Source organism: Salmonella sp. 32120201201600049SM (assembly GCF_017572835.1).
In the GTDB taxonomy this organism is placed as follows: domain Bacteria; phylum Pseudomonadota; class Gammaproteobacteria; order Enterobacterales; family Enterobacteriaceae; genus Salmonella; species Salmonella enterica.
Window position 1 is genome coordinate 25991 of sequence record NZ_JAGESA010000016.1, and the last position, 21973, is coordinate 47963.

Here is a 21973-nt window from a genome sequence, read left to right on the forward strand (position 1 = left end):
AGCATCGCTTACCGCTGATTAATGGCTAAAAAATGTTTCATTGTGTACTGCGTCATTGACCGCCTGGGTCAAACGGCGCAGTTGATCCGGACGAATAATGTAGGGCGGCATCAGGTAGATTAGCTTGCCGAACGGCCTGATCCAGACGCCTTGCCCGACGAAGAAGCGTTGAAGCGCCGCCATATTGACCGGATGCGTGGTTTCAACCACCCCAATCGCGCCCAACACCCGCACATCCGCCACCCAGGGCGAACTTTGCGCGGGGGCTAACTCAGCGCGTAACTGAGACTCGATAGACGCCACCTGCTGACGCCATTCGCCGCTTTCCAGCAGCGTCAGGCTGGCGCAGGCGACGGCGCAGGCCAGCGGATTCCCCATAAACGTCGGGCCATGCATAAAACATCCCGCCTCGCCGTTGCTAATAGTCTCTGCAACCTGGCGTGTCGTGAGCGTTGCCGAGAGGGTCATGGTGCCGCCGGTTAACGCTTTGCCGAGACACAGAATATCCGGTGCGATCCCGGCATGCTCGCAGGCGAACAGTTTGCCGGTACGGCCAAACCCGGTGGCTATTTCATCGGCAATCAGCAGAATGCCTTCGCGATCGCACATGTTACGAATACGCCTGAGCCATTGTGGATGATATATGCGCATCCCGCCCGCGCCCTGAACGATAGGTTCCAGAATCACGGCGGCTATTTCATGACGATGCGCGGCCATCAGGCGGGCAAATGGCGCGATGTCGCTTTCATCCCATTCGCCATCCATCCGGCTTTGCGGCGCCGGCGCGAACAGATTTTCCGGCAGATAGCCTTTCCACAAGCTGTGCATGGAGTTATCCGGATCGCACACCGACATCGCGCCGAACGTGTCGCCATGATAACCGTGGCGAAACGTCAGAAAACGCTGACGCGATTCGCCGCGCGCCTGCCAGTATTGCAGCGCCATCTTCATGGCCACTTCTACCGACACCGAACCAGAGTCGGCCAGAAAGACACACTCCAGCGGCTCAGGCGTTATCGCGACCAGCTTACGGCACAGATTCACCGCAGGTTGATGGGTTATGCCGCCGAACATGACATGCGACATGGCGTCAATTTGCGCTTTCATCGCCGCGTTCAATTGCGGGTGGTTATAACCATGAATGGCCGCCCACCAGGAGGACATCCCCTCAATCAGGCGTTCGCCCGAGGCGAGAACCAGCTCGCAGCCTTCGGCCCGCTCAACGGGATATACCGGCAGCGGCGAGGTCATGGAAGTGTAAGGATGCCAAATATGGCGTTTATCGAAGGCCAGATCGTCCGTTGTCATAATCGACTTGTAAACCAAATTAAAAAGATTTAGGTTTACGAGTCTACACCATATCAAAAACAAACAACATATTTTGGAGAAGCCCGATGGCTCGCCACCCACGCTGGACACTGTCGCAAGTAACCGAATTATTTGAAAAACCACTGCTGGAATTGCTGTTTGAAGCGCAGCAAATTCATCGCCAGCATTTCGATCCGCAGCAGGTACAGGTTAGTACGCTGCTGTCGATCAAAACCGGCGCCTGCCCGGAGGATTGTAAATACTGCCCGCAGAGCTCGCGCTATAAAACCGGGCTGGAAGCCGAGCGCTTAATGGAAGTGGAGCAGGTACTGGACTCCGCCCGTAAAGCGAAAAACGCCGGTTCGACCCGCTTCTGTATGGGGGCGGCCTGGAGGAATCCGCATGAACGCGATATGCCTTATCTGGAGAAGATTGTACAGGGCGTCAAAGCGATGGGGCTGGAAACCTGTATGACGCTCGGCATGTTGAACGAGAGCCAGGCGCAGCGTCTGGCTAACGCCGGGCTGGATTACTACAACCACAACCTCGATACCTCGCCGGAGTTTTACGGCAATATCATCACTACCCGTACCTATCAGGAGCGCCTCGACACGCTGGAAAAAGTCCGTGAAGCAGGGATTAAAGTGTGCTCCGGCGGCATTGTGGGTCTGGGCGAAACGGTTACCGATCGCGCCGGACTGTTGTTGCAGTTGGCGAACCTGCCTACGCCGCCGGAAAGCGTGCCAATCAACATGCTGGTGAAGGTAAAAGGCACGCCGCTTGCGGATAACGATGACGTGGATGCGTTTGATTTTATTCGTACTATCGCCGTAGCGCGCATCATGATGCCGACCTCATACGTGCGTCTTTCCGCAGGACGTGAACAGATGAACGAGCAGACTCAGGCGATGTGCTTTATGGCCGGGGCGAACTCGATTTTCTATGGCTGCAAATTGTTAACTACGCCAAATCCGGCAGAGGACAAGGATCTGCAGTTATTCCGTAAGCTGGGGCTGAATCCGCAGCAGACCAGGGTGCTGGCGGGCGATAACGAGCAGCAGCAACGTCTGGAGCAGACGCTGATGACGCCTGACACCGATGATTATTACAACGCGGCAGCCTTATGAGTTGGCAACAACGCGTCGACGATGCGCTGACGGCGCGTCGGGCGACGGATACGTTGCGCCGCCGCTATGTGGTATCGCAGGGCGCCGGACGCTGGCTGGTAGCGAACGGGCGACAGTATCTTAACTTCTCCAGCAATGATTACCTCGGCTTAAGTCAACACCCGCAGATTATTCGCGCCTGGCAACAGGCAGCGACGCGTTTTGGCGTCGGCAGCGGCGGGTCGGGTCATATCAGCGGTTATTCCGTGGCGCACCAGGCGTTAGAGGAGGAACTGGCGCAATGGTTAGGATATCCACGCGCGCTGCTGTTTATCTCTGGCTTTGCGGCGAATCAGGCGGTCATTACCGCCTTAATGAAAAAAAATGACCGGATTGTGGCCGACAGGTTGAGTCATGCTTCCCTGCTGGAAGCCGCTAATCTGAGTCCGGCGCAGCTTCGCCGCTTTATCCATAACGATACGCAGCATCTGTCGCGTTTACTGCAATCGCCCTGCGTGGGTCAGCAACTGGTGGTGACAGAAGGTGTATACAGCATGGACGGCAACAGCGCGCCGCTGGCGGAAATCCAGCACATTGCCCGCAGGCATCATGCCTGGCTGTTGGTTGATGATGCGCACGGCATCGGCGTGACTGGCGATGAGGGGAGGGGCACCTGCTGGCAACGGGGGGTGAAGCCTGAGTTGCTGGTGGTGACTTTCGGTAAGGGGTTTGGCGTCAGCGGCGCAGCGGTGCTCTGCTCGGAAAGCGTCGCGGATTATCTGCTGCAATTCGCCCGTCATCTGGTTTACAGCACCAGTATGCCGCCCGCCCAGGCGCAGGCGTTAAGCGCCTCGCTGGCGGTGATCCGTAGCGATGAAGGTCGTGAACGGCGCGAAAAACTCGCCGCTCTGGTTCAGCGCTTTCGGGCCGGCGTTAACGCGTCCCGATTTACGCTACTGAATGCCCATAGCGCCATCCAGCCGTTAATCGTGGGCGATAACAGCCGTGCATTGCGCCTGGCGGAGGCGCTACGTCAACAAGGATGCTGGGCGACGGCGATTCGTCCGCCGACGGTGCCTGTCGGTACGGCGCGCCTGCGCTTAACGTTAACGCAGGCGCATGAAGCGTGCGATATAGACCGTCTGCTGGAGGTGCTGCATGGCGCAGGTGAATAAGCAGGCTATTGCGGCGGCGTTTGGCCGGGCCGCATCGCAATATGAACAGCACGCCTCTTTACAGCAACACAGCGCGGATGCGCTGCTGACGCTGTTGACAGGCCGCCAGTTTGCTAGTGTGTTGGACGCAGGCTGCGGCCCCGGACGTATGAGTCGTTACTGGCGAGAGCGGGGGAGCGAAGTGACCGCCCTGGATCTTTCGCTGCCGATGCTGCAACAGGCTCGCGATCGTCAGGCGGCGCATCACTATTTGCTGGCGGATATCGAAGCGATTCCCCATGACGCCGAAGTTTTTGACCTGGCCTGGAGCAACCTGGCGGTCCAGTGGTGCGGCGATTTACGTGATGCGTTGAGCGAGTTGTATCGGGTTGTACGGCCCGGCGGCGTGGTGGCGTTTACCACCTTGTGCCAGGGGTCGTTGCCGGAGCTGCGTCAGGCATGGCAGGCCGTCGATAATCGCGCTCACGCGAATAGCTTTTTGCCGGAAGAGGCCATTGACCACGCGCTACGCGGCTGGCGGGCGTCTCGTCATACTCAGGCGATGACATTGTGGTTTGAGGATGCCCTGAGCGCGATGCGTTCGCTCAAAGGCATTGGCGCCACCCATCTTCATGAAGGGCGGGAGACGGATGTATTAACCCGCGCCCGGCTTAGACAGATTCAACTGGCATGGCCGCAGCGGCAGGGGAAATATCCGCTGACGTACCACCTTTTTATGGGAGTGATTGAACGTGACTAAACGCTATTTTGTGACCGGTACTGATACTGAAGTCGGTAAAACGGTTGCCAGTTGCGCCTTATTGCAGGCCGCAACGCAGTTAGGTTATCAAACCGTAGGCTATAAGCCCGTCGCTTCCGGCAGCGAAATGACAACCGACGGGCTACGCAATAGCGATGCCCTGGCCTTGCAGCGTAACAGCAGCCTGCCGCAACCTTATTCCGCTATCAATCCTTATACTTTTGCCGAGCCTACCTCTCCCCACATCGTTAGCGCCGACGAAGGCCGGGCGATAGACGCGGCGGTGTTATCACGCGGATTACGAACGCTGGAGGCGCAGGCAGACTGGGTGTTGACAGAAGGGGCGGGCGGCTGGTTTACACCGCTCTCTGCCACGCTGACGTTTGCCGACTGGGTACAGACGGAGCAGCTGCCGGTGATTCTGGTTGTTGGCGTCAAGCTGGGCTGTATTAATCACGCCATGCTGACGGCGCTGGCGGTAGAACAGGCCGGATTACCACTTGTCGGATGGATAGCCAACGACATACAGCCGCCGGGCGCGCGTCATGGTGAATATCTCGCGACGCTTCGCCGCGTCATACCGGCCCCGCTGTTAGGGGAAATCCCGTGGCTGGGCATTTCTCCATCGCAGGCGGCGACAGGACAGTATCTGGACCTCAGCCCCCTGGAACGCGCCTGACCGCACTTAAAAACCGCCTTCTTGCAGGATCTGACGATCCTGCTGTTCTTTCGCCAGACCCTCCTGACGTCTCCATGCTAAAAATGTGCAAAATGTGAGCGTCTACGCCTCAATTTTTCCCTTCTCGTTAGCCAATAATCTGCCAAAAATAGCGATAATTTTTTTTTATCGCCCGGCGAAAACATCAGGGGCTGATTTTGCCAGGCGGCAGGGGATACGGGCTGGAAGCAGTTATCCACTATTCCTGTGGATAACCTTGTGTATTAGAGTTAGAAAACACAACGTAAGCGAGAGGCGACGCGGCCTGCGACTAAATTGGCGCGAAAGACGGCTTGAGAAAATATCCCTTTTCAGACAGCAAGTTATATAAAATCAATGGTTGTAAAGGAAGGGGGATACGTTGACATAAAACTTTCATCATCCGACTTGACAAATGTTAAAAAAGACTCTGGTCTGGGGATAACCAGCACACTGCTGGAATTTTACCCCGCGACTGTCTATGTTTTACCTCTAAATAGCGTGGGGTATCTGCCGATAGCCATTATACACTGGAGTGTTACTGTTTTTTCATCCAGTATTTTTTATTGGCAATATTCACCGTCGAGAGTAAAATTACACCCCTGCCCGCTCACTCCTTCAGGTAGCCGCTCATGAGTAAACCGTTCAAACTGAATTCCGCTTTTAAACCTTCTGGCGATCAGCCGGACGCTATACGTCGTCTGGAAGAGGGGCTGGAGGACGGGCTGGCGCATCAGACGTTATTGGGCGTGACCGGCTCCGGGAAGACATTCACCATTGCCAACGTCATTGCGGACTTGCAGCGGCCAACGATGGTGCTTGCGCCCAATAAAACCCTGGCGGCGCAGCTCTACGGCGAAATGAAAGAGTTTTTCCCGGAAAACGCGGTGGAGTATTTCGTCTCCTACTATGACTACTATCAGCCGGAAGCGTATGTGCCAAGTTCGGATACGTTTATCGAAAAAGACGCTTCGGTAAACGAACATATTGAGCAAATGCGGTTGTCGGCAACGAAAGCGTTGCTTGAGCGACGCGATGTCGTGGTGGTGGCTTCCGTGTCCGCGATTTACGGTCTGGGCGATCCGGATCTCTACCTGAAAATGATGCTGCATCTGACGGTGGGAATGCTGATTGACCAGCGCGCGATTTTGCGTCGGCTGGCGGAATTGCAATACACCCGTAACGATCAAGCTTTTCAGCGTGGTACCTTTCGCGTGCGCGGCGAAGTGATCGACATCTTCCCGGCTGAATCTGACGACATCGCGCTACGCGTTGAGCTGTTTGATGAAGAAGTGGAACGCCTGTCGCTGTTCGACCCGTTAACCGGGCAGGTAGAGTCAACGGTGCCACGTTATACTATCTATCCCAAAACGCACTACGTAACGCCGCGCGAGCGTATTCTGCAGGCGATGGAAGAGATAAAAGATGAGCTGGCGGACAGGCGTAAGGTCTTGCTGGCGAATAATAAGCTGCTTGAAGAGCAGCGATTAAGCCAGCGCACGCAGTTCGATTTAGAGATGATGAACGAGCTGGGCTACTGCTCAGGCATTGAAAACTATTCCCGCTTTCTGTCGGGCCGCGGGCCGGGCGAACCGCCGCCAACCTTGTTCGATTATCTGCCCGCCGACGGACTGCTGGTGGTGGATGAGTCTCATGTCACCATCCCGCAGATAGGTGGCATGTACCGCGGCGACCGGGCGCGCAAAGAGACGCTGGTCGAGTATGGCTTCCGTCTGCCTTCGGCGCTGGATAACCGTCCGCTGAAGTTTGAGGAGTTTGAAGCCTTAGCGCCGCAAACTATCTATGTTTCCGCCACGCCCGGCAACTATGAGCTGGAAAAATCTGGTGATGAGGTGGTGGATCAGGTCGTGCGACCGACCGGGCTGCTGGACCCGATTATTGAAGTGCGTCCGGTGGCGACCCAGGTGGACGATCTGCTGTCCGAAATTCGTCAGCGTGCGGCCATTAATGAGCGTGTCCTTGTCACTACGCTTACCAAACGGATGGCGGAAGATTTGACCGAATATCTGGAAGAGCACGGCGAGCGCGTGCGTTACCTGCACTCAGATATTGATACCGTGGAGCGCATGGAAATCATCCGCGATTTGCGTCTGGGCGAGTTTGACGTTCTGGTGGGGATTAACCTGCTGCGCGAAGGGCTGGATATGCCGGAAGTCTCGCTGGTGGCGATTCTGGACGCCGATAAAGAGGGCTTCCTGCGCTCCGAGCGCTCCCTGATTCAGACCATAGGGCGCGCGGCGCGTAACGTTAACGGTAAAGCGATTCTGTATGGCGATAAAATCACGCCGTCGATGGCGAAGGCGATTGGCGAAACCGAGCGACGTCGCGAGAAGCAGCAGAAGTACAACGAAGAGCACGGTATCACTCCGCAGGGGCTGAACAAAAAAGTGGTCGACATCCTGGCGCTGGGGCAGAACATTGCGAAAACCAAAGCGAAGGGGAAAGGCAAGGGCCGTTCTACGGCAAAAGCCGGAATTGTCGAACTGGATATGACGCCGAAAGCGTTGCAGCAGAAAATTCATGAACTGGAAGGGCAAATGATGCAGCACGCGCAAAATCTGGAGTTTGAAGAAGCCGCGCAAATTCGCGACCAGTTGCACCAGTTACGCGAGTTGTTTATCGCGGCGTCCTGACAATGTGTCGATCGCCAGCGAGTCATCGTTACCATGGCTCGCTTTTGAGAATTTCAGTGCAATAGTAAGGGCTAAGTCAGTCAGGAATGAAAAACAGTGACAGGCTTTGACTAACGAGATTGTCGAAAAACTCAAAACATCAATGGGGTAGCTAGTTTAATCACAACTGAAGAAAATTAGCGTTGAGGCTGAACTCAACGCTAATTTTCCCTCTCTCCTCGGCTATGAAAAAAAACGCCCCGTATTATCGGTATAGCTATCCTTATGATCGTCATTTTAATCTTATGTGAGTTCGTTGAAATCGTGTCATGGCAACAGATAACATCATCCTACGTAAAAAAAGAGGTGATAGAAGCGTGAGCATTTATAAGTCAAGCGCTGCAAATACTGAATGATTTGTCCGAAATAATGACGACTGTGACCTCTTATTTAAAGTTGAGAATATCCTTATCTGTTACTTTAGGTTACGTTCAGATCAGGTAGGGAAAATATGTTTAATATTACTAATATACAATCTACGGCAAGGCATCAAAGTATTAGCAATGAGGCCTCAACAGAGGTGCCTTTAAAAGAAGAGATATGGAATAAAATAAGTGCCTTTTTCTCTTCAGAACATCAGGTTGAAGCACAAAACTGCATCGCTTATCTTTGTCATCCACCTGAAACCGCCTCGCCAGAAGAGATCAAAAGCAAGTTTGAATGTTTAAGGATGTTAGCTTTCCCGGCGTATGCGGATAATATTCAGTATAGTAGAGGAGGGGCAGACCAATACTGTATTTTGAGTGAAAATAGTCAGGAAATTCTGTCTATAGTTTTTAATACAGAGGGCTATACCGTTGAGGGAGGGGGAAAGTCAGTCACCTATACCCGTGTGACAGAAAGCGAGCAGGCGAGTAGCGCTTCCGGCTCCAAAGATGCTGTGAATTATGAGTTAATCTGGTCTGAGTGGGTAAAAGAGGCGCCAGCGAAAGAGGCAGCAAATCGTGAAGAAGCCGTACAACGGATGCGTGACTGCCTGAAAAATAATAAGACGGAACTTCGTCTGAAAATATTAGGACTTACCACTATACCTGCCTATATTCCTGAGCAGATAACTACTCTGATACTCGATAACAATGAACTGAAAAGTTTGCCGGAAAATTTACAGGGAAATATAAAGACCCTGTATGCCAGCAGTAATCAGCTAACCAGTATCCCTGCCACGTTACCGGATACCATACAGGAAATGGAGCTGAGCATTAACCGTATTACTGAATTGCCGGAACGTTTGCCTTCAGCGCTTCAATCGCTGGATCTTTTCCATAATAAAATTAGTTGCTTACCTGAAAATCTACCTGAGGAACTTCGGTACCTGAGCGTTTATGACAATAGCATAAGGACACTGCCAGAACATCTTCCGTCAGGGATTACCCATTTGAATGTGCAGAGTAATTCGTTAACCGCTCTGCCTGAAACATTGCCACCGGGCCTGAAAAATCTGGAGGCCGGCGAAAATGCCTTAACCAGTCTGCCCGCATCGTTACCACCAGAATTACAGTTCCTGGATGTAAGTAAAAATCAGATTACTGTTCTGCCTGAAACACTACCTCCCACGATAACAACGCTGGACGTTTCCCGTAACGCATTGAGTAATCTACCGGAAAACCTCCCGGCGGCATTACAAATAATGCAGGCCTCTCGCAATCACCTGGTCCGTCTCCCGGAGTCGTTACCCCATTTTCGTGGTGAAGGACCTCAACCTACAAGAATAATCGTAGAATATAATCCTTTTTCAGAACGAACAATACAGAATATGCAGCGGCTAATGTCCTCTGTAGATTATCAGGGACCCCGGGTATTGTTTGCCATGGGCGACTTTTCAATTGTTCGGGTAACTCGACCACTGCATCAAGCTGTCCAGGGGTGGCTAACCAATCTCGAGGAGGAAGACGTCAACCAATGGCGGGCGTTTGAGACGGAAGTAAACGCGGCAGCCTTCAGCATGTTTCTGGATCGTCTTAGCGATACGCAGAACACCCGACACCCGGATTTTAAGGAACAAGTCTCCGCCTGGCTAATGCGCCTGGCTGAAGATAGCGCACTAAGAGAAACCGCATTTATTATAGCGATGGATGCAACGATAAGCTGTGAAGATCGGGTCACACTGGCATACCACCAAATGCAGGAAGCGACGTTGGTTCATGATGCTGAAAGAGGCGCCTTTGATAGCCACTTAGCGGAACTGATTATGGCGGGGCGTGAAATTTTTCGGCTGGAGCAAATAGAATCGCTCGCCAGAGAAAAGGTAAAACGGCTGTTTTTTATTGACGAAGTCGAAGTATTTCTGGGGTTTCAGAATCAGTTACGAGAGTCGCTGTCGCTGACAACAATGACCCGGGATATGCGATTTTATAACGTTTCGGGTATCACTGAGTCTGACCTGGACGAGGCGGAAATAAGGATAAAAATGGCTGAAAATAGGGATTTTCACAAATGGTTTGCGCTGTGGGGGCCGTGGCATAAAGTGCTGGAGCGCATAGCGCCAGAAGAGTGGCGTGAAAGGATGGCTAAAAGGGATGAGTGTATTGAAACGGATGAGTATCAGAGCCGGGTCAATGCTGAACTGGAAGATTTAAGAATAGCAGACGACTCTGACGCAGAGCGTACTACTGAGGTACAGATGGATGCAGAGCGTGCTATTGGGATAAAAATAATGGAAGAGATCAATCAGACCCTCTTTACTGAGATCATGGAGAATATATTGCTGAAAAAAGAGTTGAGCTCGCTCATGAGCGCCTACTGGCGATAGCTGAACGTAGTTTATCAGAAGGGGGAGAGAGCCTGTTTACCCTTCGGTGTAAACAGGCTTCTGATAAGCGCAGCGTCGTCGGTAAATGGGCTTAACCCAACGCCTGTAGCGCTTTTTCCAGCGCATTGTGTAATAACTGACGATCGTGGCGATAGGGGATATCGCTGGCCTCCAGCACTTCCTGAATCACCAGCCGATCGTTCACCGCACTGACGTCAACTCGCGGCCCAACCACTACTGCGTCAATGACTTTTTTGCCAATATATTGCTCCATCATCGCCAGCTTATCGACCAGCGTTAAACTGGCGGCGGGCAGACTCAGTTCGCGACCCAGATTGCCGATATACACCATTGGCGCCGGGGTGCGCCGCAGCGCCTGCGCCAGTTCATCCAGCAGCAGGCAAGGCATCAGGCTGGTATAAAAACTGCCAGGGCCAATCAGAATCAGATCCGCGTCATTAATGGCCTGTACCGCTTCCCGCGTCGCCGGAACGTTTGGCGTTAACATGATCTCCTGCGGAGGAGTCGCTAACTGATCGATATTCACCTCGCCATAAATCTCATGCCCCTGATCGTCAATCGCCATCAGATCTACCGGTAGCTCCGACATCGGGATCAGTTGCGCGTCCACTTTAAGCAGATTACGAATTAAATTAATCGCTTCCAGAGGCCGCACGCTCAGGTGATCTAACGCCTTTAACATCAAATTTCCGAGGTTATGACCAGAAAGTTCGCCATTACCGCCAAAACGATACTCAAACATAGCGGACGCGACGCTAGGTTCGGTAATTAACTGATTCAGACAGTTGCGCATATCGCCCCAGGCGATCCCGCCTTCCGAGCGGCGAATACGGCCAGTTGACCCCCCGTTATCTGTGGTAGTCACAATGCCGGTCAGGCGCGAACCTAATGAAGAAAGCGAGGAGAGGACGCGTCCTAATCCATGCCCTCCGCCGAGGGCAACGACACGATCAAGGTCAGCCAGCGTACGATTGCGCATAAAAATTCCTGAAGTCAAATAAGCAGCGCTACAGTAGCGCAAGTCGCGGGTTTTCAGCAATTAGCCGACCGGCTAAAAGACAATTAATTATTCCCGACTACCCCTTTATAGCGAGGGCGTTACCACGGCTAAATGACATATATCAATGTAAAAGTGTGATTTTCACGTATTCTGTCGCTAAATAGCACGATCATATCGCTATGTATATGTTTATATAGCGAAAGCGTGATGGCGAAATTGTCATTTACACGCTAGTATCGGCGTAACCACAGTAAACACTCTAGCCTCTGCACCTGGGTCATTTTTGATACGGTGCTTTGGCCGTGACAACGTTTAACGTTTGCCACCAGGGCGCAGGAAGAAATGACTCCGCCTCCCGTATTTGGAAAGGTGTACATGGCTTCACAACTTACCGATGCTTTCGCGCGTAAGTTTTACTACTTGCGTTTGTCGATTACCGATGTGTGTAACTTTCGTTGCACCTACTGTCTGCCGGATGGCTACAAACCTGGCGGCGTCACTAACAACGGTTTCCTTACCGTCGATGAAATTCGTCGCGTTACGCGCGCTTTTGCCAGTCTTGGCACGGAGAAGGTGCGTCTTACCGGCGGCGAGCCTTCATTACGCCGCGATTTTACCGACATCATTGCCGCCGTGGGTGAAAATGATGCTATTCGCCAGATCGCGGTGACCACTAACGGTTATCGACTGGCGCGCGATGCCGCGAACTGGCGCGAAGCGGGGCTGACGGGCGTCAATGTTAGCGTGGATAGTCTGGATGCGCGTCAGTTCCATGCGATTACCGGTCAGGACAAATTCCGCCAGGTGATGGCGGGCATCGATGCCGCCTTTGACGCCGGTTTCGAAAAGGTGAAAGTCAACACCGTGCTGATGCGCGACGTGAATCACCATCAGTTGGATACCTTCCTTGCCTGGATTCAGCCTCGCCCCATTCAGCTACGCTTCATTGAACTTATGGAGACGGGCGAGGGGAGCGATCTCTTCCGCAAACATCATATTTCGGGTCAGGTATTACGCGACGAGCTGATTAAGCGCGGCTGGATCCACCAGCTCCGCCAGCGTAGCGATGGCCCGGCGCAGGTTTTTTGTCATCCCGATTACGCCGGTGAGATCGGTCTCATTATGCCGTACGAAAAAGATTTCTGCGCCACCTGTAACCGCCTGCGTGTTTCGTCCGTCGGTAAGCTGCATTTATGTCTGTTTGGCGACGGCGGCGTGAGTTTACGCGACCTGTTACAGGATGACGCGCAGCAATACGCGCTTGAGAAACGTATTTCCGACGCGTTGCGGGAGAAAAAGCAGACCCATTTCCTTCACCAGAGCAATACTGGTATTACGCAAAATTTATCTTACATTGGCGGTTAATCCTTAATAAGGAGATTTCAGATGAGTCAGGTCAGCGCTGAATTTATCCCGACCCGCATCGCTATTCTTACTGTTTCCAGCCGACGCGGCGAAGAAGACGACACCTCCGGTCATTATCTGCGTGATTCGGCGCAGGAGGCCGGGCATGAAGTGGTGGCGAAAGCCATCGTTAAAGAGAACCGTTACGCGATTCGCGCCCAGGTTTCCGCCTGGATCGCCAGTGATGAGGTGCAGGTCGTATTGATAACTGGCGGGACCGGTTTGACCGAAGGCGATCAGGCGCCGGAAGCGCTGTTGCCGCTGTTCGATCGTGAAGTGGAAGGATTTGGCGAAGTGTTTCGCATGCTCTCGTTTGAAGAGATCGGCACCGCAACTCTGCAGTCGCGCGCGGTAGCTGGCGTGGCGAATAACACCTTGATTTTCGCCATGCCGGGCTCCACAAAAGCGTGCAGAACCGCATGGGAGAATATCATTGCGCCGCAGCTGGATGCCCGTACACGCCCATGTAATTTTCACCCTCATTTAAAGAAATAACGATGTCGCAATTAACCCATATAAACGCCGCAGGCGAAGCGCACATGGTGGACGTTTCCGCGAAAGCGGAAACCGTTCGTGAAGCGCGTGCGGAAGCATTCGTTACCATGCGTAGTGAAACGCTGGCGATGATTGTTGATGGCAAACACCACAAGGGCGATGTTTTCGCCACCGCCCGAATTGCCGGTATTCAGGCCGCCAAACGCACCTGGGAGCTGATCCCGCTGTGCCACCCGCTACTGCTAAGTAAAGTGGAGATTCAGCTTCAGGCCGAGCCGGAGCATAACCGCGTGCGTATTGAGTCTCTGTGCCGTCTGACCGGTAAAACCGGCGTCGAAATGGAAGCGTTAACCGCGGCGTCCGTCGCGGCGTTAACCATCTACGACATGTGCAAAGCGGTACAAAAAGATATGGTAATTGGTCCGGTGCGCCTGCTGGCGAAAAGCGGCGGCAAATCGGGGGATTTTAAGGTGGATGCGCATGATTAAAGTGCTTTTCTTCGCCCAGGTTCGCGAGCTTACAGGAACTGACGCGCTGGATCTTCCAGCAGATTTTTCCACCGTTGAGTCGCTGCGACAGCATCTGGCGACAAAGAGCGATCGTTGGGCGCTGGCGCTGGAAGATGGCAAGCTGTTGGCGGCGGTCAACCAGACGCTGGTAAGTTTTGACCATCCGCTGACGGCGGGCGATGAAGTGGCGTTTTTCCCGCCAGTCACGGGGGGCTAACATGCACGAAACGCGAATTGTAGTCGGCCCTGCGCCGTTTAGCGTCGGGGAGGAATATTCCTGGCTGGCGGCGCGCGACGAAGACGGCGCGGTCGTCACCTTTACCGGAAAAGTGCGCAATCATAACCTGGGCGATAGCGTTAAGGCGCTGACGCTGGAGCATTATCCCGGCATGACTGAGAAAGCTCTGGCGGAGATCGTCGCAAAGGCGCGTTCCCGCTGGCCGCTGGGGCGGGTCACGGTGATTCATCGCGTTGGCGAATTATGGCCGGGCGATGAGATTGTGTTTGTCGGCGTCACCAGCGCGCACCGCAGTAGCGCGTTCGACGCCGGTCAGTTCATTATGGATTATCTGAAAACCCGTGCGCCGTTCTGGAAGCGTGAAGCCACGCCGGAAGGCGATCGCTGGGTCGAAGCGCGCGACAGCGACCAGCAGTTGGCGAAACGTTGGTAGCAGAATGTGATACGCTTTAGGGTATCATTTCCACACAGGAGTTCATCATGGACAGATTTCCACGATCTGATTCAATAGTGCAGGCGCGGTCCGGCCTGCAGACCTATATGGCGCAAGTGTATGGCTGGATGACGGTCGGACTGTTACTGACCGCGTTTATCGCGTGGTATGCGGCTAATACGCCAGCCGTCATGATGTTTGTCTTTTCCAGTAAGATCACCTTCTTTGGCTTAATTATTGCCCAGCTTGCGCTGGTGTTTGTTCTGTCGGGACTGGTGCATAAACTTAGCGCCGGAATGGCGACGACGCTGTTTATGCTCTATTCGGCGCTAACCGGATTGACGTTATCCAGTATTTTTATCGTTTACACCTACTCCTCTATCGCCAGCACGTTTGTGGTGACGGGGGGAATGTTTGGCGCCATGAGCCTGTACGGGTACACCACTAAACGCGATCTTAGCGGTTTCGGCAACATGCTGTTTATGGCGCTTATTGGTATCGTTCTGGCGTCGCTGGTCAATTTCTGGCTGAAGAGTGAAGCGCTGATGTGGGCGGTAACCTATATCGGGGTGGTGGTGTTTGTCGGTCTGACCGCCTATGACACGCAGAAACTGAAAAATATCGGCGAGCAAATAGATACCCGCGATAGCGCTAATCTGCGTAAATATTCGATTCTCGGCGCGTTAACGCTGTACCTGGACTTTATCAACCTGTTCCTGATGTTACTGCGTATTTTTGGTAATCGCCGCTAATTATAGCGATCTCTTAAAATCCTAGCCCTGCGCCAGGATTTTTTTAGGACTATATTTAGGGCGAAACAGCATAAATATCTTAGAAATGTTTTCCTGCGCTTGCCATTCTTATCACCGTGATCATGTGAAGAGTGATAAATGACAAGTGGGACCTCTGGCTGCAATACGTATACGGCAAATAGCATTTATTCCCGCGACAATGTTATCCCTTACCTATTGGTATACTGCGTTGGGACTATGGTGTACCGCCGGCATTATATGGTTAACGTTGTATACTCATTTTTTGATAACCCACGTTCAACCTGTTGTTGTTTTGTGGATATCAGCACTTTTGCCTGGCCTGGGGTATGGGGCCGTTACCTGCCTTTCCCGCTTTGGCACTGTTGTCGCAACGTTGATATATATTGCCATCATTACGCTTACCGGCGTGTCATTAGCTTACCTTTTCTCAGGTGGCGCGACCATTTTCGTGATTGTTGGAATCATGTTTAGTCTTAATGCCTTATTTATTTTCTACCTGAATATCAGTTCTGGTCTATTCAGGCCGTTAATTTTTATGGCGGTAAGCGGGATCATCGCTGCGATAGTTGTCAATAGCCTGGTGGCCAGTAGCACTCTGGTCTGGATAGTCAGTATGCTGACGGTATTGGTATGGACATTGATTACAGCACTAGAAAAATCGACACTTCATGGTTATGCCCGCATGTTATACCACAGCGAGTTTTCATCCCTGTCTCGTTGCGCTTTATTTGGCGCGCTGACGCTTTACCTTGGCATTATTAATGCTGTGGTTACGCTGTGTCGTTATATCATTTTGATGATTCTGGAAATACTATTATCTTTCAGGCCGTAGGCGTTGCAGGTTTTTTATTCAGGTTGGTGATGATGGGTATAATGAGTAAATTATGTGGCAAACAATTTTGGTTAGCGTTTTGTGAAGCTAAAGACGTCACTCGCGCCATTAAAAATGGCGGCGAGGATTTTAATCAGAAATGCCCGCCAGCGCTGATTTCTCATTTCATTACCGGATTGTCATGGGAACATTCATTACCTAATCCTGCGCCTGTTTGCGCGTTTAGTTTTATGCTTCTTGTGGGAGGTGTGTGCAGTGCGCATTTTGTTTTTGATAAGTTTATCCTGTATTGGCCACTAAATATAATTATTTATTTTGGCAGTGCTATAGGTATGATGCTATGTGTTATGGCTGAGGTATGGCTTATTGCCAAAGGTTTTATCCTGGGGTTGCGCCTCTGCGTTTTACTGTTTTTATTAAATATTATGCTCTGCGGTACTGGATTATTTGACGTGTTGTGCCATCAAAATAGCGAACTAAAGAGTGATCTGGTTATCGCGATTATTATGGTTGTGCTTTGCCGCTGGGTGATGAATGGCGAAACGTTTACGATGATGATTCGTTTCTGCCTGGGGCATCGATTAGTGCGAGTCGCATTACAAAAATATCTCACCTCACAGACAAGGAAATGATAAGCCCATGAACCTGATGACGTGGCTAACAGGAAAAACACTGGCGGAGCTGGTGAAAAAAGGGCAGTTGATCCCGCCAGAAATTAAGTTACCTGTGTATCCGGCCAGCCACTACAAAAAAAACTGGTATGAACAAGGTATTCCTCACGGAGGCGTTATTGGGCTTACGGCGATCATGATGACCATGACATGGATCGTCAGTATAAACATGGTTATTGCGCAGTTTGAGCTGCACAATAAAAAGCATCTGGAGCTGGTCTTCTTCCTGGCCGTGGGCTATATCGCTTTTCTTACCCCGTCAAATCAGCTCCTGCTTAAAGGAAGAATGAGCGGGGTCATTATTTACCGCTATGCGCTATTGCTGGCCATTATTTCCGTTACGTTGGCAACGTTCTGTACCCTGTCATCAGTATTCATGGGCGAGTTTCACGAAGTGCTCCTGCTGCTGTTTAGCTGGTCATTGCTGCTTTTTTCCCGCTTACAGATGAATACGTCTTTTTTCTCAGCATATGTTTATTTTTACCGGATAAAACGCGTTGTGCTGGAAAGCGAAAACGCATCTGCTTAAATTTATTTCGCCATCGCCCGCTCGTTTTTCGCCCGCAGCTTCTTCGCCCGGCTCTCCAGGATCAGGTAGCACACCAGCGCCAGCAGCAGGGGAATAAAATAGTAAAGCACGCGGTACGCGAGCAGGGCGGCGATAATCGCGCCTTGCGACGTATGTTCGCCCGCCAGCAACGCAAGGAATACGGCCTCCAGCACGCCGATGCCTGCCGGAATATGCACGATGACGCCCGCGATACTGCTCACCAGCAGTACGCCCAGTACAAAGAAATAGTTCACATCCTGACCCATCAGCAGCCAGATGATGGCGCCCATCGCCATCCAGTTCGCGCTGGAGATCGCCATCTGCGCCAGCGCGAATTTCCATGACGGCAGCACCAGTTTCTGCCCTTTAATCGTCATATGCCGCCGCTTTGCAAAGGCGCAAAACCACAGATAGACCGCGATAATCAACAATAAAACGATACCGAGAATACGTAGCGTGCCTTCATCGATATACCAGTGGTCGGGAAGCTGGACAATGCCGAAGGTAAAAATGATGCCGCCAAGCAGAATATAGCCCAGCCAGTTAGTGGTAATGCTGAGTGAGAAAATGCGCGTGATAGTACTGCCGGGCAACCCGAGGCGAGAGTATAGTCGGTAACGCATCCCGATCCCGCCGACCCAGGTGCTGAGCGTCAGGTTAAAGGCATAGCAGACAAACGATACCAACATCACCTGTCGCTTCGCCAGTTTATGGCCGCAATAAAGCCGTCCAAGCAGGTCGTAGCAGCCGTACAGAAGATAGCTAACGATCACCAGTCCTACAGCGCTTAAAAGCGCCGTGCGGTTATAGTCGCGGATGACGGTCCAGACATCGCCCCAGTCGACCTTTTTAGCATAAACCACCAGCAGAACGACGACCGCAATAAAAAACAGCCAGGTCAGCACTTTTTTAGCCAGCCGCCAGCGCGGATGCGATTTAGCCATTAGGGCTTCACTCCTGTATTTTCTGGATCAACGCGATCCTGGGTTTCCATTTCCGGCTGGGCAGGCGGGGGAACCTGCGCCAGATGCGGGGTATGCGCAGGTAGCCAGCCGACCAGCGCCGGGAAATGACGTAAAAAGTGGAACGCCAGCACGCTTTTGGTCAGGTTCCACCAGGTGCGTTTCGGCAGCATAGACTCATCGACCTGCTTACAATCGTTCACGATGATGCCTTGTAAGTTATCGCGCAGGGTCTGGTTAAAAGTACGATCGTGAATGATCAGGTTAGCTTCAAGGTTAAGCGACAGGCTGAGCGGATCGAGATTACTCGACCCTACCGTGGCCCAGTGATCGTCCATCAGCGCCACTTTGCCATGCAGCGGACGGCGTCGGTATTCATAAACCTGCACGCCGCCCTTCACCAGATAGTTATAGAGCAACCGCGCGCCGACTTTGACTATCGGCATGTCTGGTTCCCCCTGAACAATCAGTTTTACGCTTACGCCACGGCGGGCGGCTTTACGCATTGCGTGGAGCAAGCGATAGCCGGGGAAAAAATAGGCGTTAGCGATAATCACTTCACGCTTTGCCTGGGTCAGCATTTTCAGATAATGACGTTCGATATCGTCGCGGTGTTCTTCATTATCCCGCCAGACAAACAGCGCCTGCGCTTCGCCGGGGTGGCGGTTTTCTTCGGCCTGATGATGGCGCTTCCACCAGCGGCGCGCGGGGCTTTGCCCCGGCAGATTCTCGACTTCGAATTGCAGGATATCGGCCACAACAGGCCCTTCGACCCGTACCGCGTAGTCTTGTTTCGCCTGCGGGCCGTAATCCGACATATGTTCGGCGGAGTAGTTAATGCCGCCGACAAAGGCAATACGATCATCAATCACCACAATTTTGCGGTGCATTCGGCGGAAGATATTAGTTCGCAACCCCAGTAGACGCGGGCGGGGATCGTAATAGCGAAAAATCACGCCCGCCGAGGTTAATTCGCCGACAAACGCGTCGCTGAGATCGGGAGAGCCGTAGCCGTCGAGTAATACTTCGGCTTTTACGCCGCACTGTGCGGCTTTTAGCAGAGCGGCATGGAGTTTTTTACCCACCTCATCTTCAAATAAGATAAAGGTTTCCAGAATGATTTTTTGCTGTGCCTGAGCGATAGCCTCAAACACGGCAGGATAGAACTGGTCGCCGTTTTCCAGTAGCTGAATTTGATTACCTTCACGCCAGCCGCATTTCATAGATGGATCTCCGCGCTAAGGGGGGCATGGTCTGATAAATGTCGCCAGTTCCGCAGCGGTAGCGCCGTAGGAGAACTGGCGTTCGCATTCTTGACGTAAATACGATCGAGTCGCAGCAGCGGCATACTCACCGGGAATGTGCGCGCCGGTCGGCCATGGGCACGGGTGAATATCTCCTCCAGCCCGGCCGCGTTTAACGGCGGGCCGGCCTTTTGCCGCCAGTCATTAAAGTCTCCGGCCACCAGCACCGGTTCTGATTCCGGCAAGGCATTCACCCATCCCGCCAGCATGGTTAACTGCGCCTGGCGGTGGCTCTCCCGCAGGCCGAGATGTACGCACATGACGTGGATAGGGCGGTTGAGCATGGGCGGCGTAATGCGGCAATAGAGCACGCCGCGTTTTTCGCTACCGCCGACCGAGACGTCGCGATTTTCATAATGTTCAATGGGATAGCGAGAAAGAACCGCGTTACCGTGGTGGCCTTCCGGATAGACCGCATTGCGGCCATAGGCGAAATCGCTCCACATGGTGTCGGCCAAAAATTCATAGTGGGTAGTGTCCGGCCAGTTTTCGATATGCAGCGGATGTACTTCATGCGCGCCCATCACTTCTTGCAGACAGACGATATCGGCGCCGACCGTTCTGACGGCGTCGCGCAGCTCCGGCAGGATGAAGCGTTTATTAAAGGCGGTAAAACCTTTGTGCGTATTAATTGTGAGCACTTTGAATGAAAAATTTCGCGTGTGTTGAGTCATTTTCTTCCTGTCCGCGTCACTATCCTGATTGAAATAGTGTAGTCGTCGTCACAAAAAGATGCGGTCTTACGGAATTTTCCGTAAAGTTCGGTACTCTGAATAATGAGAGAAAAATGCTTCAGGAGAAAAGCCATGAAGTGGCAACAACGCGTTCGTGTCGCAACCGGCCTCGGTTGTTGGCAGATTATGTTGCATTTACTGGTAGTGGCGATGCTGGTAATAGGCTGGATGAGCGGCACATTAGTGCGCGTCGGCCTGGGATTATGCGTGCTTTATGGCGTGACGGTACTGCTGATGCTGGCGTTGCAGCGCCATCATGAGCAACGCTGGCGCGATGTGGCGGATGTGCTGGAAGAGCTGACTACCACCTGGTACTTCGGCACCGCGCTGATTGTCCTCTGGCTGCTATCCCGCGTATTGCAAAACAATGTCTTGCTGGCGCTGGCGGGGCTGGCTATCCTGGCCGGGCCCGCCGTGGTCTCGCTACTGGCGAAAGATAAAAAGCTACATCACTTTGCGTCTAAACATCGCATACGCCGCTGACCCCGTGGTGGCCGCTATCACCAGTAGCGGCCACAAACTTCCCCAGACAATTCCCAGACTCGCATCCTTAAGATAAATTTGCTTGGTAATATCAGTAAAGTGGCGGATAGGATTTATCCACGTCAGGTTTTGCAGCCAGACCGGCATATTTTCCACCGGCGAGACATAACCCGAGAGCAAAATCGCCGGCATCATAAAGACAAAGACGCCGATAAACGCCTGCTGTTGCGTGGCGCAAAGCGATGATATCAGCAAGCCAAAGCCTACCAGCGACAGCCCGTAAATCACCATCGTGAAATAAAACAGCGCTAACGAACCGGCGAAGGGAATTTGGTATGCCCAAATGCCGATAGCCAGCACGATCGTGGCCTGGAAGGTCGCGACAATCAGCGCCGGCACCGCTTTACCAACGAAAATCTGCCAGGTGGTGAGCGGAGAGACCAGCAGCTGATCCAGAGTGCCTTGTTCACGCTCGCGGGCGACGGACAGCGAAGTGACGATCATCACGCCAATAGTGGTGATCATGGCGATCAGCGAGGGCACCACAAACCACTTGTAGTCCAGATTCGGGTTATACCAGTTGCGTACCACCAGTTCGCTATTGTTGGGCTTTGGCTTGCCGTCCATCAATGTCTGCTGATACTCCTTGACGATCTGTTGCAGATAATTGGCGGCGATTTGCGCGCTGTTGGAGTTACGTCCATCAAGAATGAGTTGCATCGGCGCTGGCTGGAAGGTATCCAGATTCCGCGAGAAATCCGCCGGGAAGCGCACCAGCAGCAGCGCTTTTTGCGTATCGATAGTCGGCTGGATCTCCTGCGGACTGTTCAGCAATAGCACATGGGTAAACGCTTTCGCGCGGGCAAAGCGCTGGGTAAGTTCTACCGAATGTTTGCCGTTATCTTCGTTATAGATGGCGATAGTCGCGTTAGTGACTTCAAGCGTCGCGGCGAACGGAAACAGGATGACCTGAATCAGCACCGGCAGAATCAGGATCGCGCGCGTTTGCGGTTCGCGTAAAAGCGATTGCAGTTCTTTGCGAATTAACGTCCATAAGCGATGAAACATGTCCGTCCTCTCAGTCCAGTTTGTAGGCC

Annotated in this window: 22 protein-coding genes, 1 pseudogene and 1 riboswitch; of the genes and pseudogenes, 17 read left to right on the top strand and 6 right to left on the bottom strand. The window is 52.7% G+C overall.

Annotation, left to right across the window (positions count from 1 at the left end; all coding sequences use genetic code 11):
• Positions 1-18: 18 nt before the first annotated feature.
• Complete coding sequence (bioA, locus tag J4650_RS21175) at positions 19-1308, bottom strand: adenosylmethionine--8-amino-7-oxononanoate transaminase (RefSeq protein WP_000205503.1); 1290 nt, start codon at positions 1306-1308, stop codon at positions 19-21.
• 86 nt (positions 1309-1394) lie between these two features.
• On the opposite strand from bioA, the gene bioB reads away from it, so the two are divergent.
• The 7 genes and pseudogenes from bioB (at position 1395) to slrP (ending at position 10467) form a co-directional block, all read left to right on the top strand.
• Positions 1395-2435, top strand: coding sequence for a biotin synthase BioB (bioB, locus tag J4650_RS21180; protein ID WP_000090729.1), 1041 nt, complete (start codon positions 1395-1397; stop codon positions 2433-2435).
• The gene (gene bioF / locus J4650_RS21185; RefSeq protein WP_023994035.1) at positions 2432-3589 is read left to right on the top strand and encodes an 8-amino-7-oxononanoate synthase; all 1158 of its coding nucleotides are present in this window, start codon (positions 2432-2434) and stop codon (positions 3587-3589) included. The genes bioB and bioF overlap by 4 nt, the downstream gene beginning before the upstream one ends.
• Positions 3573-4328 (top strand): malonyl-ACP O-methyltransferase BioC, encoded by a 756-nt coding sequence (gene bioC / locus J4650_RS21190; RefSeq protein WP_000079914.1) that lies wholly within the window; start codon positions 3573-3575, stop codon positions 4326-4328. Before bioF ends, bioC begins: the two co-directional genes overlap by 17 nt.
• The gene (gene bioD, locus J4650_RS21195) at positions 4321-5007 is read left to right on the top strand and encodes a dethiobiotin synthase (RefSeq protein ID WP_001616933.1); all 687 of its coding nucleotides are present in this window, start codon (positions 4321-4323) and stop codon (positions 5005-5007) included. Before bioC ends, bioD begins: the two co-directional genes overlap by 8 nt.
• Before the next feature lie 650 nt (positions 5008-5657).
• On the top strand, positions 5658-7679 hold the full coding sequence (gene uvrB, locus J4650_RS21200; protein WP_000042502.1) for an excinuclease ABC subunit UvrB: 2022 nt from the start codon (positions 5658-5660) through the stop codon (positions 7677-7679).
• 308 nt (positions 7680-7987) lie between these two features.
• Positions 7988-8162: pseudogene (locus J4650_RS22910) on the top strand (hypothetical protein).
• 7 nt (positions 8163-8169) lie between these two features.
• Complete coding sequence (gene slrP, locus J4650_RS21205) at positions 8170-10467, top strand: SPI-1 type III secretion system effector E3 ubiquitin transferase SlrP (protein WP_023994034.1); 2298 nt, start codon at positions 8170-8172, stop codon at positions 10465-10467.
• Positions 10468-10558: 91 nt separating this feature from the next.
• Here slrP and yvcK read toward each other — a convergent pair whose 3' ends face one another.
• On the bottom strand, positions 10559-11467 hold the full coding sequence (yvcK, locus tag J4650_RS21210; RefSeq protein WP_001246033.1) for a uridine diphosphate-N-acetylglucosamine-binding protein YvcK: 909 nt from the start codon (positions 11465-11467) through the stop codon (positions 10559-10561).
• A gap of 264 nt (positions 11468-11731) precedes the next feature.
• A riboswitch (molybdenum cofactor riboswitch) is annotated at positions 11732-11876 on the top strand.
• Between yvcK and moaA the strand changes: the two genes are divergently transcribed.
• The 9 genes from moaA (at position 11864) to J4650_RS21255 (ending at position 17372) form a co-directional block, all read left to right on the top strand.
• Positions 11864-12853, top strand: coding sequence for a GTP 3',8-cyclase MoaA (gene moaA, locus J4650_RS21215; RefSeq protein WP_000168181.1), 990 nt, complete (start codon positions 11864-11866; stop codon positions 12851-12853). (Overlaps the previous riboswitch by 13 nt.)
• A gap of 21 nt (positions 12854-12874) precedes the next feature.
• Positions 12875-13387, top strand: coding sequence for a molybdenum cofactor biosynthesis protein B (gene moaB / locus J4650_RS21220; protein ID WP_000084604.1), 513 nt, complete (start codon positions 12875-12877; stop codon positions 13385-13387).
• Positions 13388-13389: 2 nt separating this feature from the next.
• The gene (gene moaC / locus J4650_RS21225; RefSeq protein ID WP_000080894.1) at positions 13390-13875 is read left to right on the top strand and encodes a cyclic pyranopterin monophosphate synthase MoaC; all 486 of its coding nucleotides are present in this window, start codon (positions 13390-13392) and stop codon (positions 13873-13875) included.
• Entirely contained in the window at positions 13868-14113 is a 246-nt protein-coding gene (gene moaD, locus J4650_RS21230) for a molybdopterin synthase sulfur carrier subunit (RefSeq protein WP_000598596.1), read from the top strand. The genes moaC and moaD overlap by 8 nt, the downstream gene beginning before the upstream one ends.
• 1 nt (position 14114) lies before the next feature.
• Complete coding sequence (gene moaE, locus J4650_RS21235; RefSeq protein ID WP_000545202.1) at positions 14115-14567, top strand: molybdopterin synthase catalytic subunit MoaE; 453 nt, start codon at positions 14115-14117, stop codon at positions 14565-14567.
• A 47-nt stretch (positions 14568-14614) separates the two neighbouring features.
• On the top strand, positions 14615-15319 hold the full coding sequence (locus J4650_RS21240) for a Bax inhibitor-1/YccA family protein (RefSeq protein WP_000373611.1): 705 nt from the start codon (positions 14615-14617) through the stop codon (positions 15317-15319).
• 145 nt (positions 15320-15464) lie between these two features.
• Positions 15465-16172: a Bax inhibitor-1 family protein gene (locus J4650_RS21245; protein WP_023994327.1), complete on the top strand. Its 708-nt coding sequence runs from the start codon at positions 15465-15467 to the stop codon at positions 16170-16172.
• Between the two features lie 23 nt (positions 16173-16195).
• Positions 16196-16804 (top strand): hypothetical protein, encoded by a 609-nt coding sequence (locus J4650_RS21250; RefSeq protein ID WP_023994328.1) that lies wholly within the window; start codon positions 16196-16198, stop codon positions 16802-16804.
• A 7-nt stretch (positions 16805-16811) separates the two neighbouring features.
• Positions 16812-17372, top strand: a complete 561-nt coding sequence (locus J4650_RS21255) for a hypothetical protein (protein ID WP_001052196.1) — start codon at positions 16812-16814, stop codon at positions 17370-17372.
• A 2-nt stretch (positions 17373-17374) separates the two neighbouring features.
• Here J4650_RS21255 and J4650_RS21260 read toward each other — a convergent pair whose 3' ends face one another.
• The 3 genes from J4650_RS21260 to J4650_RS21270 are packed head-to-tail and all read right to left on the bottom strand — an operon-like array spanning position 17375 to position 20333.
• Positions 17375-18337 carry a YbhN family protein gene (locus J4650_RS21260; RefSeq protein ID WP_023994031.1) on the bottom strand — a complete coding sequence of 321 codons (963 nt, stop codon included), beginning with the start codon at positions 18335-18337 and terminating at the stop codon, positions 17375-17377.
• A complete protein-coding gene (gene clsB / locus J4650_RS21265; protein ID WP_023994030.1) occupies positions 18337-19578 on the bottom strand; it encodes a cardiolipin synthase ClsB in 1242 nt (413 codons plus the stop codon). The genes J4650_RS21260 and clsB overlap by 1 nt, the downstream gene beginning before the upstream one ends.
• On the bottom strand, positions 19575-20333 hold the full coding sequence (locus tag J4650_RS21270) for an endonuclease/exonuclease/phosphatase family protein (protein ID WP_000192039.1): 759 nt from the start codon (positions 20331-20333) through the stop codon (positions 19575-19577). Before J4650_RS21270 ends, clsB begins: the two co-directional genes overlap by 4 nt.
• A 132-nt stretch (positions 20334-20465) precedes the next feature.
• Here J4650_RS21270 and J4650_RS21275 point away from each other — a divergent pair, with 132 nt between their 5' ends.
• Positions 20466-20876, top strand: a complete 411-nt coding sequence (locus tag J4650_RS21275; RefSeq protein ID WP_000871970.1) for a YbhQ family protein — start codon at positions 20466-20468, stop codon at positions 20874-20876.
• On the opposite strand, the gene J4650_RS21280 is transcribed toward J4650_RS21275, so the two are convergent.
• The gene (locus tag J4650_RS21280; RefSeq protein ID WP_000469050.1) at positions 20838-21944 is read right to left on the bottom strand and encodes an ABC transporter permease; all 1107 of its coding nucleotides are present in this window, start codon (positions 21942-21944) and stop codon (positions 20838-20840) included. The genes J4650_RS21275 and J4650_RS21280 overlap by 39 nt on opposite strands.
• Positions 21945-21973 lie beyond the last annotated feature (29 nt).